This is a genomic window from Streptomyces sp. WY228, from assembly GCF_019287315.1.
In the GTDB taxonomy this organism is placed as follows: domain Bacteria; phylum Actinomycetota; class Actinomycetes; order Streptomycetales; family Streptomycetaceae; genus Streptomyces; species Streptomyces caviscabies.
Genome location: NZ_CP079114.1, coordinates 5,012,105 through 5,025,366, shown reverse-complemented (window position 1 = coordinate 5,025,366; position 13,262 = coordinate 5,012,105). Strand labels below are relative to the sequence as shown.

The window sequence follows — 13,262 nt, the reverse complement described above, 5'->3', positions numbered from 1 at the left end:
GCGTTCCCTTTGGAACGTTCTGCCCAGGACAGTAACGCCGGTCACACGGAAGTCAATGCTTGTAATGGAAATTCCAGAGAACGAGACCGGAGTGACGCGCCTCCGTGTCGCCATTCGTGACCAATGGAACGATCTGTCCACCTCGGAACGGGCCGTGGCCCAGTACCTGGTGAGCGCACCGGTCGAGCAGCTGCTCTTCGCCAGCGCCCAGCAGCTCGGCGCGGCCAGCTCCACCAGCAACGCCACCGTCGTACGGGCCCTGCAACGCCTCGGGTACGCGGGCCTACCCGCGCTCAAGCGGGAGCTGGCCAACGACTTCACCTCGGCCGTCGCGCCCGAGGTGCGGCTCAAGCGGCGCATCGCGCATGTGGGCCAGGACCTGGACTCCATCTGGACCGATGTCTTCGACGAGGCCCAGGAGCGCATCGACCAGGCCCGCCGGCTGACCGGTCCGGACTCCCTGAAGCGGGCCGTGGCCGTCCTGGCCGAGGCCCGTGAGGTCTTCGCCTACGGCGTCGCCGCCTCCGAACCGGGCGCGCGGCACCTGGCGTTGGCGCTCGGCCGGATCGGCCGCCGGGCGCGCGCCGTCTCGGAGACCGGGTTCGCCCTGGCGGACCAGCTGCTGGCCCTTGGGCAGGGCGACGCGGTGGTGATCTTCCAGCCGGGGCGGCGGCTGATGGAGCTGTCGGTCCTGATGGAACGGGCCCGCTCGGTCGGCGCGAAGGTGGTCCTGGTGACGGACGAGCTGGGCGAGGCGTACGCGGACCGGGTCGAGGCGGTGCTCACCGCGCCGCACACGCCGACCGGCATAACGGCGGAGTCTCTGACCGGGCTACTGGTGGCCGACGCACTGCTGCTGGCGCTGGCCACCCTGGACGAGGACCGGGCCGTCGACTCCTCGCACCAGCTGACAGCCCTGCGCGAGCAGTTGCTGGACCCGAAGCGGCACGGCTGACGGCACGGCCGACAGCACGCCCGAGGGCCCCCGCCCCGACGTCGCTCGCACTCGGCCTTGACCTTGACACCGTGTGAGGCGGTGCAGTGGGAGCCATCATGTTCACCATCGGAGACTTCGCCAGGTACGGGCGGGTGTCGCCCCGGATGCTGCGTCACTACGACGCCATCGGGCTGCTGCACCCCGACCGCACCGACCCCGCCACCGGCTACCGCCGCTACGGCGCGGCCCAGCTCGGGCCTCTCTTTTGGATCAGGCCGGATCAGGGAGCGGGACGTGGTGCGTGCAGCTGCAAGGCGGAGGAGGGAGTCAACGCGGAGCGTTGGCGACTGACGACAACGCCGCAGATGGGCGTGCCACGTCCCGCGAGCCCGGCCTGATCCGAAAGAGAGGCCCTTGCCCGGCTCAACCGGATCATCGCGCTCAAGGACCTCGGCTTCACCCTCCAGCAGGTGGGGGCGGTCCTGGACGAGCAGGTGGGCCCGGAGGAGCTGCGCGGGATGCTGCGGCTGCGCCGGGCCGAGCTGGCGGAGGCGGTGGCGGCCGCGTCGACGCGGCTGGCCCGGGTCGAGGCGAGGCTCCGGTCGATCGAGAGCGAGGGGCGTATGCCTGCCGACGACGTTGTGATCAAGACCGTTCCGGCGGTCCGGGTGGCCGAGCTGACCGGGACGGCCGCGAGTTACCAGCCGGAGGACATCGGTCCGGTGATCGGCCCGCTGTACGAGAGGCTCTTCCCGCTCCTGGAGGGCGCCGGCCTCCGGCCCACCGGTCCCGGGATCGCCCGGTACGAGGACGCCCCCGGGGGCGGCGGCGCGATCACGGTGCACGCCGGGGTGACGGTGTCGACCCCGGCGGGCGCGGTCGGGGAGACGGGGGTGCGGGTGGTGGAGCTGCCGCCGTTCGAGGCGGCGACGATCGTGCACCGGGGCACGATGGACGACGTCCTGCCGACGGCCCACACGCTGGCCCGCTGGCTGGACGCCAACGGCTACCGCTCCACGGGCTACACCCGCGAGGTGAACCTGGAGTGCCCGGCGGACCGGAGCGCGTGGGTCACGGAGCTCCAGGAGCCGGTGGCGAAGGCCTGACGCGGTGACGTACGGGGAGGGGCGGCGGCCCTTCCCCGTACGCACGCGACGAGCGGAGGCCGCCCTTCCTCGTACGCACGCCACGAGCGGAGGCCGCCCCTCCCCGCAGGCCGCGGGCGCTACGCCCCCGCCCAGAGCCCGTCCTCCGTGAGCCCCAGCAGGTCGATCGCGTTGCCCCGGACGATCCGGTCGACGACGTCCGGAGCCAGGTGGCCCATCTGCTCCTCGCCGACCTCGCGGGAGCGGGGCCAGGTGGAGTCGGAGTGCGGGTAGTCCGTCTCGTACAGGACGTTGCCGACGCCGATCGCGTCGAGGTTCTTCAGCCCGAAGGCGTCGTCGAAGAAGCAGCCGTAGACGTGCTCGGCGAACAGCTCGGACGGCGGGCGGTGGACCTTCTCGGCGACGCCGCCCCAGGCCCGGTTCTCCTCCCAGACCACGTCGGCGCGTTCCAGGATGTACGGGATCCAGCCGATCTGCCCCTCCGCGTACATGATCTTCAGGTGGGGGAAGCGTTCGAACTTGCCGCTCATCAGCCAGTCGACCATCGAGAAGCAGCAGTTGGCGAAGGTGATGGTGGAGCCGACTGCGGGCGGGGCGTCGGCGGAGGTGGAGGGCATCTTCGACGAGGAGCCGATGTGCATGGCGATCACGGTGCCGGTCTCGTCGCAGGCCGCGAGGAACGGATCCCAGTCGTCCGCATGTATGGACGGAAGTCCGAGATGGGGAGGTATCTCGGAGAACGCGACCGCGCGCACGCCCCGCGCCGCGTTGCGCCGGACCTCGGCGGCGGCCAGCTCCGCGTCCCACAGCGGGACGAGGGTGAGCGGGATGAGGCGGCCGTGCGCCTCGGGGCCGCACCACTCCTCCACCATCCAGTCGTTGTAGGCGCGCACGCCGAGGAGCCCCAGCTCGCGGTCCTTCGCTTCGGTGAACGTCTGCCCACAGAAGCGCGGGAAGGTCGGGAAGCAGAGCGCGGACTGCACATGGTTGACGTCCATGTCGGCGAGCCGGTCCGGGACCGAGAAGGAGCCCGGCCGCATCTGTTCGTAGGTGATGATCTCCAGCTTGATCTCGTCCCTGTCGTAGCCGACGGCGGTGTCGAGACGGGTGAGCGGGCGGTGCAGGTCCTCGTACACCCACCAGTCGCCGACCGGCCCGCCGTCGCCCTTCGCACCCATCACGGGCGCGAACTTTCCACCCATGAAGGTCATTTCCTTCAGCGGTGCGCGAACGACGCGCGGACCGGAGTCCGCGTATCTGGACGGGAGCCGGTCCCGCCAGACATGAGCGGGCTCCACCGTGTGGTCGTCCACCGAGATGATCTTCGGGAAGGTCTCCATGTGCTCCACGGTAGCGCTGATCTGACGAACCGTCAGCTGGCGTGCGGGCATTCGCGCCGGGTCCGGCACGGGGATCGGTTCCCGAATCGTTGTCGAGGGCTTGTGCAGAGCGTCACCCACTGCTGACGAGTCCACCCGGGACAAGGCAGACTGTTGAGCGCGATACCAGCGGTACCGGGCCATCCGGATGCCTGCCGCGCATCGGCGCACACATGGGCATGCGGGCGCGGGCACCACCGGCAGGATCCGCAGACGAGCGGACCGGCAGGCGAGCAGGACAGGGGGCATCAATGGACCGTGACAACGGGCCACGCGTGCGCGTACCGGAGCAGCGCGCTCCGGAGAAACCGGGTACGGCGGACGCCCTCAGGTTCACCGTGCTCGGCCCCGTACGGGCCTGGCGGGGCTCGGAGCTGCTCTCCTCGGGCTCGCCCCAGCAGCGCGCCCTGCTGGCCGCGCTGCTGCTGCGCGAGGGCCGGACGGCGACCGCGAGCGAGCTGATCGACGCGTTCTGGGGCGAGGACCCGCCCTCGCAGGCGCTGGCCACGATCCGTACGTACGCCTCCCGGCTGCGCAAGATCCTGGGCCAGGACACCCTGGTGAGCGAGTCCGGCGGCTACGCGATCCGGACCGACCGGGCGGCGCTCGACCTGACGCTGGCACAGGACCTGGCGGGCGAGGCCGAGAAGGCGCGGGCGGCCGGGGACCGCTGCCAGGCGCGCACCCTGATCAACAAGGTGCTGGGCCTGTGGGACGGCGAGGCGCTGGCCTCCGTGCCCGGCCCGTACGCGGACAACCAGCGCACCCGGCTGGAGGAGTGGCGGCTCCAGCTCACCGAGGCGCGGCTGGACCTGGACCTGGAGGTCGGCTGCCACGCGGAGGCCGTCTCCGAGCTGACCGCGCTGACCGCCGCGCACCCGCTGCGCGAGCGGCTGCGCGAACTGCTGATGGTGGCGCTGTACCGCAGCGGCCGGCAGGCCGAGGCCCTCGCGGTGTACGCGGACACCCGCCGGCTCCTCGCGGAGGAGCTGGGCGTCGACCCGCGCCCCGAACTGGCCCAGCTCCAGCAGCGGATCCTGCGCGCCGACGAGGAGCTGGCCCGCCCGGCGGACGAACCGGCGCCCGCTCCGGCCCCGCTGCGCCCCGCGCAGCTCCCGGCCACCGTGCCCGACTTCACCGGCCGGTCCGCGTTCGTGGCGGAGCTGGGCGGCCGGCTGGCCACCGCCGAGGGCTCGGTGATGGCGGTCTCGGCCGTGGCCGGGATCGGGGGCGTCGGCAAGACGACCCTGGCGGTGCACGTCGCCCACCAGGCCCGCCGGCACTTCCCGGACGGGCAGCTCTACGTCGACCTCCAGGGCGCGGGGGCGAGGGCGGCGGAGCCGGAGACGGTCCTCGGCTCGTTCCTGCGCGCGCTCGGCACGGCGGACTCGGCGATTCCGGACACGCTGGACGAGCGGGCCGCGCTGTACCGCTCGACGCTGGACGGCCGCCGCATCCTGATCCTCCTCGACAACGCCCACGACGCCGCCCAGATCCGCCCGTTGCTGCCCGGTACGGCGGGGTGCGCGGCCCTGGTGACGAGCCGGGTGCGGATGGTGGACCTGGCCGGGGCGCATCTGGTGGACCTGGACGTGATGTCGCCGGAGGAGGCGCTGCAGCTCTTCACCCGGATCGTGGGCGACGAGCGGGTCGGCGCGGAGCGCGAGGCGGCGCTGGACGTGGTGGCCGCGTGCGGCTTCCTGCCCCTGGCGATCCGTATCGCCGCCTCCCGCCTGGCGGCCCGCCGCACCTGGACGGTCTCGGTCCTCGCCGCGAAGCTCGCCGACGAGCGCCGCCGGCTGGACGAGCTCCAGGCGGGCGACCTCGCGGTGAAGGCCACGTTCGAACTCGGCTACGGCCAGCTGGAACCGGCCCAGGCCCGCGCCTTCCGCCTCCTGGGCCTCGCGGACGGCCCGGACATCTCCCTGGCCGCGGCGGCGGCCCTGCTGAACCTGGACCCGCACGCGGCGGAGGACCTCCTGGAGGCCCTGGTCGACACGAGCCTGGTGGAGTCCGCCGCCCCGGGCCGCTACCGCTACCACGACCTGGTGCGCCTCTACGCGCGTGCGTGCGCGGAACGGGACGAGGAGCCGGTGGAGCGGGAGTCGGCGCTGTCGCGGCTGCTGGACTTCTATCTGGCGACGGCGGCGGGGGTGTACGCGCTGGAGCGGCCGGGGGACCGGCTGGCCGATCACCGGGAGCCCACGCAGTACAGCGGGCTGACGTTCGCCGACCGGCACAGCGCCCAGGACTGGCTCTACACGGAGGCCAACTCCCTGCTCGCCTGCGTACGTCAGTCGTCGGGGGCCGGTGCGGTGCGCCGGGCGGTCGATCTGCTCTGGGCCACCAAGGACCTCGCGGAGTCGGGCGCGAACTCCAAGCAGTACGAGGCCGCGGCGATCACGATGCGCGATCTGGCGCGGTCCAGCGACGACGCGCGGGCCGAGGGGCGGGCGCTGATCACCCTCACCAACGCACGTCTGGTCGCGGGCCGTTTCGACCAGGCGGAGCGGGACGCGCAGCGGGCCATGCGGCTCGCCCGTGCCGTGGACGATCCGCTGCCGAGCTGCTGGGCCCCGAACGACCTCGGCATCATCGCGCTGTACCAGAACCGCCATGCGGAGGGAGAGGCGTATCTGGAGCAGGCCATCGCCAACTTCCGGGCCGACGGCAACCGCCCGGGCGAGGCGAGCGCCCTGTGCAACCTCTCCCGTATCCACCTGGCGATGGGGAACACCACGAGCGCGGTGGCCCTGGCCCAGCAGGGCATAGACATCTACGACGAGCTGGGCCACGCGCTGCGCGGTGCGAACGGCCGTTACGCTCTCGGCCTGGCCCTCACGCAGAGCGGCCGGTTCGCCGATGCTACGGAGCAACTCCACGAGGCGCTGGCGGTGTTCCGGGACAGCAGGCAACGTCTCTGGGAGGGTATGGCGACGTTCCGTCTCGCGGAGGTGGACCTGGCGGCCGGCCTTCCGGCGCAGGCGGCCACCAAGTCCGAACAGGCTCTCGCGATCCTGCGCGGGATCGGCGGGGAGTGGCGGCGCGGCAACGTCCTCACCGTGCTGGGCCGGGCGCTGAGCGAGATCGGGCAGCCGGGCCGGGCCCAGGTGTGCTGGCGCGAGGCGCTGGAGATATACGAGACGCTCGGCTCCGCGGAGATCGAGACCGTGCGGAAGTTGCTCGTGCCAACGCTGCCCGGCTGAGCCGGCGGTGAGCGTTCATCATTCGTTTATCGCTTCCCGACACTGTGGTCCCAGTCGTTCCGTCGCGTCGGGGGGCAGACGGGTCGGCTTTGGCCGTAGAGGTACGTTGAACGGCCAGATGACACCCGCCCGGCAACCCGACGGGGGAGTTGCCGGGCGGGCTCGTCGAGTCCGTTGCACAGCTATTCAGGAAGCTGGAGAACACCATGAGCGATGCGAAGAAGAACCCGGTCGTCAAGCCGCTCGACAACCACGCCACCGGCGGGGAAGCCAAGCCGCTCGACAACCACGCGACCGGTGGCACCGTGAAGCCGCTCGACAACCACGCGACCGGTGGCACCGTGAAGCCGCTCGACAACCACGCCACGGGCGAGCCCGCCTAGACCTTCCCGACGGGGATACGGGGGAAGCGACCGCGGCGACGCCGAGGGGGAGCCGCCGCGGTCGCGGTACGGGGGAATGTGTGAGGGGCCCGAGCTGGGGGAAACGCTCGGGCCCCTCACGCGTGTCCGGGGGCGGACCTACAGCCCCCGCAACTGAACCCTCTTCCCGCACAGCTTGCCCATGTCGTCCACATCGGACGTGAAGAGCGCCGTCCGGCCCGGCTGACGGTTCGCGATCGCGGCGAGCGCGGCGTCGATGGCGTACTTGTGGCTGTGCGGGCCGGCCTCGCGCAGGAGCCGGATCGCCTCGTCGGCGCGAGACGGCCTCGCAGTCCAGTACGTAGGTGATGTCCGGCATCACGCGGCCTCCGCGCCCCGGCGTGCGGGGGTGTCCGCCTCCTGCTCGGCGAACCACTGCTCGATCTCTCGGCGCTCGGCCTCTGCCGCCGCCAGGTCGGCATCGGTGACGGGTCCGTATTCACCCTCGAGGCGCGCCACCAGCTGCCCCAGCCGGTCATGCTCACGCTGACGCTCTACGGCCCTCGTGACATAGGCACTGAACGCTCCCGGGCCGACTTCCGCCCGGATCTCCTCCGCCAGCTCCTCCGGCAGGGCAACCGTGTACTTCTTGGTTGCCATACCCGCGACCATACCGCCGAAGCCGGGCGGGCCCCAGGCGCGCTCACCCCATCCGGTGAAGCAGAACGGACGCTCCTCTACCCCCGCCCCCGCAGCTCCCCCTTCACCACCTTGCCGCTCGCGTTGCGCGGGAGCCGCGGGACGAACTCCACCGACCTCGGGACCTTGAAGTTCGCCATCTCGCGGCGGGACCAGGCGATCAGGTCGTCCGCGGTGAGCGTCGCGCCGCGGCGGCGGACCGCGTAGGCCTTGCCGACCTCGCCCAGTCTCGGGTCCGGGATGCCGATGACCGCGACGTCGGCCACGTCCGGGTGGAGGCCGAGGAGCTGTTCGATCTCGGCCGGGTAGGCGTTGAAGCCGCCCACGATGAACATGTCCTTGATCCGGTCCGTGATCCGCAGGTTGCCCGCACCGTCCAGGACGCCCACGTCGCCGGTGCGGAGCCAGCCGTCCTCGGTCATCGTGGCGGCCGTCGTGTCCGGGTCCTCGAAGTAGCCGGTCATCACGGTGAAGCCGCGGACCTGGACCTCGCCCGGAGCGCCCGGTTCCGCCAGGACGCGGATCTCGGTGCCGGGGATCGCGCGGCCCGACGTCGTCGCCACGACCTCCGGCGCGTCGCCCCGGCGGCACATGGTGACGATGCCGCTCGCCTCGGAGAGGCCGTACGCCGTGAGGACCGTCGCGATGTGCAGTTCGTTGCGCAGGCGCTCCACCAGCTGGAGCGGGACCACCGCCGCGCCCGTCACCACCAGGCGCAGCGCCGACAGGTCGTGTGCCTCGCGCGCCGGGTGGTCCAGGAGTGACTGGTGGAGCGTGGGCGGGCCGGGCAGGACCGAGATCCGTTCCGCCGCGATGTTCGCCAGCACCGTATCCACGTTGAACACCGGCTGCGGCACCATCACGGCCCCCCGCATCAGACAGGCGATGATCCCCGCCTTGTAGCCGAAGGTGTGGAAGAAGGGGTTCACGATCAGGTAGCGGTCGCCCTCGCGCAGGCCCGCCAGGTCGCTCCAGATCGCGTACGCGCGCAGGGTCTGGGCGTGCGTGATCACCGCCCCCTTGGGCGCGCCCGTGGTGCCGGAGGTGTAGATGATGTCGGAGGGGTCCGAGGGGGCGACGGCCGCCGCCCGTTCCCGTACGGCGGAGGGCTCCACCCCCTCCCCCGCCGCCAGGAAGTCCGGCCAGCTCGTGTAGTCCTCCGGGGCCGTGTCCGCCAGCACCACCACCCGCTGCAGGTCCGGCAGCTTCACCTCCGCCCGCCGCAGCGACGCCACGTACGAGGTGCCCAGGAACGTGCCGGTGACGAACAGCAGCCTGGCCCGGCTGCGGCGCAGGATGTACGCGGCCTCCGTGCCCTTGAAGCGCGTGTTCAGCGGGACCAGCACCGCGCCGGCCGTCACCGCCCCGAGCGCGGAGACGATCCAGTCCAGCGTGTTCGGGGCCCAGATCGCGACCCGGTCGCCCGGCTCCACTCCGGAGGCGATGCACGCGGCCGCCGCGCGCTCCACCCGGTCGCCGAGCTCGGCGTACGAGATCCGGGTGCGGCCGTCGGCCACCGCCTCGGCCGGGCCGTACCGTTCCGCCGCCGCCCGCACCAGCCCCGGGATGCTGCCCCACTCCTCGTCGCCCCGCATCACGCGCCCGCCTTCCGCCGCCGCACTAGCTGACTATCCGTCAGATTAGCGGTAGCCTCTGCCGCTGTCAGCAGGCGCGACGGTGCGGGAGGTCAGCGGATGGCAACGCTCAAGGACGCGACGGCGATAGCCGGGATCGGGCAGACGGCGTTCGCTAAACAACTCCCGGAATCCGAGAAGACCCTCGCCTGCCGGGCGATCCTGGCGGCCCTCGACGACGCGGGCATCGCCCCCGCGGAGGTCGACGGATTCGCCTCGTACACCATGGAGGAGACCGACGAGGTCGAGGTCGCCAAGGCGATCGGGGCCGGGGACGTCACCTTCTTCAGCAAGGTGGGGTACGGGGGCGGGGGTTCCTGCGCCACCCTCGGCCATCTCGCCGCCGCCGTCGCCACCGGGCAGGCGAGCGTGGGCGTCGCCTGGCGGTCGCGGAAGCGCGGGTCCGGACCTCGGCCGTGGAAGAACACCGCCGTTCAACTCCCCACGCCCGCCCAGTGGACCCGGCCCTACGGACTGCTGCGGCCCGCCGACGAGATCGGCATGCTGGCCCGCCGCTACATGCACGAGTACGGAGCCACCCGCGACCACCTCTTCAACGTCGCCCTCGCCTGCCGCAACCGGGCCAACCAGAACCCGGACGCGATCATGTACGAACGCCCGCTGACCCGCGAGATGTACATGAACTCCCGCTGGATCAGCGAACCCCTCTGCCTCTTCGACAACTGCCTGGAGACCGACGGGGCGTTGGCCTGTGTCATCGTCTCCGCCGAGCGCGCCCGCGACTGCCGGCGGCGGCCCGTCTACCTCCACTCCGTCGCCCAGGGGCTGCCCACCCAGCACCACGGAATGGTCAACTACTGGAACGACGACCCGCTCACCGGCCCCGCCTGGACGGCCGCCCGACAGCTGTGGAAACAGGCTGACTTCGGGCCGGACGACATCGATGTGGCCCAGATCTACGACGCGTTCACCCCGCTCGTCCCTCTCTCCCTGGAGGGCTACGGCTTCTGCGGGCGCGGCGAGGGCGGCGCGTTCACCGAGGGCGGCGCGCTGGAGAGCGGCGGCCTGCTGCCGGTCAACACCGGAGGCGGCGGGCTGAGCGAGGCGTACGTCCACGGCTTCAACCTCATCACCGAGGGCGTGAAGCAACTGCGCGGCACCTCCACCGCCCAGGTGCCGGACGCCGCCACCTGCCTGGTCACCGCCGGTGAGGGCGTGCCGACGTCCGCTGTCCTGCTGAGGAATTGAGGCGATCCCATGAGCATGTCCGATGCCGGTTCCCTGCTGCTGCCCGTCGTCGACGAGGACGGCGCGCCCTTCTGGGAGTACGCCGCGCGCGGCGAACTCCGCGTCCAGGCCTGCGCCGCGCCGGCCTGCGGCGAACTCCGCTTCCCGCCCCGGCCCTGCTGCCCGCACTGCGGGTCCTTCGACAGCGAGTGGCGGCTGATGAGCGGGCGCGGACGGCTCTGGTCGTATGTGATCCCGCACCCGCCCCTGCTTCCCGCTTACGCCGAACAGGCCCCGTACAACGCGGTGTTGGTCGAGCTGGCGGACGCTCCACGGATCCGGCTCGCCGGGAACGTCGTCGCCTCCCCCGACGCGCCGCTGAACTCGGTGGACCCGGTGCGGCTGCGGATCGGCGCTCCGGTGCGGGCCGTCTTCTGCCCGGCCGGCCCCGGGGGCGACGTCACGCTCGTGCGCTGGCTCCTGGAGCGGTGAGCGATGGCCCTGCGCATCGAGCGGGAGGCCGCGGCCGGGGTCGCGCTCGTCACCCTGGACCGGCCGGCGAAGCTCAACGCGATCGACCTGGAGACGGCCGGTGAACTGACCTCGCTGTGGCGCGGGTTGAGGTTCGACGAGGCGGTCCGGGCCGTGGTTCTCACCGGGGCCGGGACGCGGGCCTTCTGTACGGGGATCGACCGGAACGTCGAGGTCCCGCAGCCTCCCTCCCCGTACGCCGTCGACGACCCGCTCCTGCGCATCGGGCCCAAGGCCAACGACCTGTGGAAGCCGGTGATCGCGGCCGTGGAGGGGATGGCGTGCGGCGGGGCGTTCTATCTGCTGGGCGAGGCGGAGTTCGTCGTCGCGTCCCGGGAGGCGACCTTCTTCGACCCGCACACGACGTACGGAATGGTCTCGGCGTACGAGGCGATGGCGATGGCCCAGCGGATGCCGTACGGGGAGGTCGCCCGGATGGCGCTGATGGGCACCGCGGAGCGGCTGAGCGCGGAACGGGCGTACGCGGTCGGGCTGGTCAGCGAGGTGACGGAGCCGGGCGGCGCGGTGGCGGCGGCGCTACGGGCGGCGGCGGTGATCGCCGGCTGTCCGACGGAGGCGGTGCAGGGCACGGTCCGGGCGGTGTGGGCGGCGAAGGAGGCGGCCAGGACCCAGGCGATGGCCCAGGCCCCGGCGCTGATCGCCCTCGGCAACCTGCCCCCGGAACGGCAGGCGGAGCTGTTCGGGGCGCGGGGCGGGGGCGGGGAGCCGCGGGTGCGGTGATCCGGGTGCGGTGATCCGGGTGCGGTGATCCGGGTGCGGCCGCCTCCGCGGTCACACGGTCAGAGCGCCACCGCGGTCACTTCGCAGCGCTTGACCCGGGACACCTTGCCGGGGCTGTCCATCCGCACGGTGAGGGTGCGCACCTCGCCGCCGTCGAGGTTCGTGGTGGTCTCGGCGGTGTCCACGGTCTGGCCCAGGGCGTCGACGAACCGCACGTCGATCTCGTACGCCTGCGAGCCCGGCTCGTTCGCCCGCAGTTCGACCAGCGACGCGGTGACCGCCTTGCGCTTGCCCTTGCGCGGGGCGGCGCAGCGGATGACCCGGACGGCGGGGGCGTCCGACGCGGTGGGCGTCGGGGTTCCGTAGGAGCCGGACGAGCCGGAGGAGGAGCTGTCGTTGTCGTCGTCGTAGTCGTGGTCGCGGTAGCCGTTGTTGCTCTTCTTCGAGCTGGAGCAGCCGCCGCCCGAGCTGCTGCTCTTGCCGCTCCTGCTCTTGCCGCTCTTGCCGCCGCTGGTGGAGGTGGAGAACCCGGTGAGCGCGAGCACCACCACGACCAGGACCGCCGCGAGCTTCATCTGTCGCCGCATCATGGATGCAGCCCCCCTTGAGTGTCGTTGCCGTATGTCGAGCCGGTGGCGTGCGTTGTGACCCTCAGCATGCCCTGCGGCACTCCACGTTCAGGTCATGACCCTGTCACGGTCCGGTCATGGTCTGCGTGGCGGGGGTGATCGTCCCGGCGTAGCGTCGGTGACGGGGGCCGTTCGCGTACGCCCCTGGAGGCCTGACGATGATCCGCAACATCCTCGGCTCCGTCGTCGCGCTGGCCGGGGCGGCCTCCGCCGTGCTGAGCCCGTTCCGCGACTGGTACGCCGGGCGGGCCGGGCACGAGTACCGGGTGCGGGACCTGTTCGAGGGGATCACCGCCACGGAGTCGGGGGTGCTGGTCTCGATCCTGCTGCCGTTCCTGGTCGCGGCGTTGCTGGTGATCGTGGGCGTGGCGCTCCGCTCGCGGCTGGTGGTCGCCTTCGCGGGCGTGGTGGTGCTGGGCTTCACGATCCTGTGGATGGTCCGCCAGGGGCAGGCGGCGGGGTCGCTGGTGGTGGGCGGGGACGGGGCGGGGTTGCAGGTGGGGGTGGTGAACGCGTTGGCGGGTGGGGTGCTGATGGTGATCGGGGCGTTGTTGATGAGGGGCCGGCGGGGCCGGCGGGGGGCGGGGCGGGAGCCGGTGGAGCGGTATGCCGTGCCGGCGGCGGATCAGGTGGATACGTGGCCGCCCACGCAGGAGCCGGGGATGTCGGTGCAGCAGTCGCCGTGGCCGGAGCCGGAGGCGGAGCCGTACACGGGGCCGGATCCGGTGCATCCGCCGCACCGCCCACCACCGGCCTGACGCCCACCACGTCGAGGGTTCCGTCCTCAATCGCCGGACGGGCTGGGGGTCCGCAGGGTCGCCGCTCCCCGGGACAAGGGTTCCGTCCTCAA

Annotated in this window: 11 protein-coding genes and 2 pseudogenes; 9 read left to right on the top strand and 4 right to left on the bottom strand. The window is 72.2% G+C overall.

Annotated elements, in window-relative coordinates; genetic code table 11:
* Positions 1-55: 55 nt before the first annotated feature.
* The 3 genes and pseudogenes from KV381_RS21985 to KV381_RS21975 form a co-directional block, all read left to right on the top strand.
* Positions 56-955: an SIS domain-containing protein gene (locus KV381_RS21985; protein WP_030083372.1), complete on the top strand. Its 900-nt coding sequence runs from the start codon at positions 56-58 to the stop codon at positions 953-955.
* 98 nt (positions 956-1,053) lie between these two features.
* Positions 1,054-1,188, top strand: a pseudogene (locus tag KV381_RS21980) (MerR family DNA-binding transcriptional regulator); the annotation flags it as partial.
* Between the two features lie 162 nt (positions 1,189-1,350).
* Positions 1,351-2,043: pseudogene (locus tag KV381_RS21975) on the top strand (GyrI-like domain-containing protein); the annotation flags it as partial.
* Positions 2,044-2,162: 119 nt separating this feature from the next.
* On the opposite strand, the gene KV381_RS21970 reads toward KV381_RS21975, so the two are convergent.
* Positions 2,163-3,383, bottom strand: a complete 1,221-nt coding sequence (locus KV381_RS21970; protein WP_086777600.1) for an amidohydrolase family protein — start codon at positions 3,381-3,383, stop codon at positions 2,163-2,165.
* A 290-nt stretch (positions 3,384-3,673) separates the two neighbouring features.
* On the opposite strand from KV381_RS21970, the gene KV381_RS21965 reads away from it, so the two are divergent.
* Positions 3,674-6,628 carry a BTAD domain-containing putative transcriptional regulator gene (locus tag KV381_RS21965; RefSeq protein ID WP_218786062.1) on the top strand — a complete coding sequence of 985 codons (2,955 nt, stop codon included), beginning with the start codon at positions 3,674-3,676 and terminating at the stop codon, positions 6,626-6,628.
* A 206-nt stretch (positions 6,629-6,834) separates the two neighbouring features.
* Positions 6,835-7,011, top strand: a complete 177-nt coding sequence (locus KV381_RS21960) for a hypothetical protein (RefSeq protein ID WP_167396294.1) — start codon at positions 6,835-6,837, stop codon at positions 7,009-7,011.
* 357 nt (positions 7,012-7,368) lie between these two features.
* Here the strand turns inward: KV381_RS21960 and KV381_RS21955 are convergent, their stop codons facing one another.
* Together KV381_RS21955 and KV381_RS21950 are read right to left on the bottom strand one after the other, a co-directional pair.
* Positions 7,369-7,650, bottom strand: a complete 282-nt coding sequence (locus tag KV381_RS21955) for a hypothetical protein (RefSeq protein ID WP_218786061.1) — start codon at positions 7,648-7,650, stop codon at positions 7,369-7,371.
* Between the two features lie 77 nt (positions 7,651-7,727).
* A complete protein-coding gene (locus KV381_RS21950; protein WP_218786060.1) occupies positions 7,728-9,284 on the bottom strand; it encodes a FadD3 family acyl-CoA ligase in 1,557 nt (518 codons plus the stop codon).
* Positions 9,285-9,383: 99 nt separating this feature from the next.
* On the opposite strand from KV381_RS21950, the gene KV381_RS21945 reads away from it, so the two are divergent.
* The 3 genes from KV381_RS21945 to KV381_RS21935 are packed head-to-tail and all read left to right on the top strand — an operon-like array spanning position 9,384 to position 11,783.
* Positions 9,384-10,532 carry a lipid-transfer protein gene (locus tag KV381_RS21945; protein WP_218786059.1) on the top strand — a complete coding sequence of 383 codons (1,149 nt, stop codon included), beginning with the start codon at positions 9,384-9,386 and terminating at the stop codon, positions 10,530-10,532.
* Positions 10,533-10,547: 15 nt separating this feature from the next.
* The gene (locus KV381_RS21940; RefSeq protein WP_373461212.1) at positions 10,548-11,003 is read left to right on the top strand and encodes a Zn-ribbon domain-containing OB-fold protein; all 456 of its coding nucleotides are present in this window, start codon (positions 10,548-10,550) and stop codon (positions 11,001-11,003) included.
* 3 nt (positions 11,004-11,006) lie between these two features.
* On the top strand, positions 11,007-11,783 hold the full coding sequence (locus KV381_RS21935) for an enoyl-CoA hydratase/isomerase family protein (protein WP_218786057.1): 777 nt from the start codon (positions 11,007-11,009) through the stop codon (positions 11,781-11,783).
* 59 nt (positions 11,784-11,842) lie between these two features.
* On the opposite strand, the gene KV381_RS21930 is transcribed toward KV381_RS21935, so the two are convergent.
* Positions 11,843-12,373: a hypothetical protein gene (locus KV381_RS21930; protein ID WP_030628434.1), complete on the bottom strand. Its 531-nt coding sequence runs from the start codon at positions 12,371-12,373 to the stop codon at positions 11,843-11,845.
* Between the two features lie 197 nt (positions 12,374-12,570).
* Between KV381_RS21930 and KV381_RS21925 the strand changes: the two genes are divergently transcribed.
* Positions 12,571-13,170, top strand: coding sequence for a hypothetical protein (locus tag KV381_RS21925; RefSeq protein ID WP_218786056.1), 600 nt, complete (start codon positions 12,571-12,573; stop codon positions 13,168-13,170).
* The last annotated feature ends 92 nt before the right edge of the window (positions 13,171-13,262 follow it).

Coding starts and splice junctions, on each gene's coding strand:
- KV381_RS21950 (WP_218786060.1), bottom strand. CDS start 9,284: ATGCGGGGCGACGAGGAGTGGGGCAGCATCCCGGGGCTGGTGCGGGCG.
- KV381_RS21945 (WP_218786059.1), top strand. CDS start 9,384: ATGGCAACGCTCAAGGACGCGACGGCGATAGCCGGGATCGGGCAGACG.
- KV381_RS21965 (WP_218786062.1), top strand. CDS start 3,674: ATGGACCGTGACAACGGGCCACGCGTGCGCGTACCGGAGCAGCGCGCT.
- KV381_RS21940 (WP_373461212.1), top strand. CDS start 10,548: ATGTCCGATGCCGGTTCCCTGCTGCTGCCCGTCGTCGACGAGGACGGC.
- KV381_RS21960 (WP_167396294.1), top strand. CDS start 6,835: ATGAGCGATGCGAAGAAGAACCCGGTCGTCAAGCCGCTCGACAACCAC.
- KV381_RS21935 (WP_218786057.1), top strand. CDS start 11,007: ATGGCCCTGCGCATCGAGCGGGAGGCCGCGGCCGGGGTCGCGCTCGTC.
- KV381_RS21970 (WP_086777600.1), bottom strand. CDS start 3,383: ATGGAGACCTTCCCGAAGATCATCTCGGTGGACGACCACACGGTGGAG.
- KV381_RS21930 (WP_030628434.1), bottom strand. CDS start 12,373: ATGATGCGGCGACAGATGAAGCTCGCGGCGGTCCTGGTCGTGGTGGTG.
- KV381_RS21955 (WP_218786061.1), bottom strand. CDS start 7,650: ATGGCAACCAAGAAGTACACGGTTGCCCTGCCGGAGGAGCTGGCGGAG.
- KV381_RS21925 (WP_218786056.1), top strand. CDS start 12,571: ATGATCCGCAACATCCTCGGCTCCGTCGTCGCGCTGGCCGGGGCGGCC.
- KV381_RS21985 (WP_030083372.1), top strand. CDS start 56: ATGCTTGTAATGGAAATTCCAGAGAACGAGACCGGAGTGACGCGCCTC.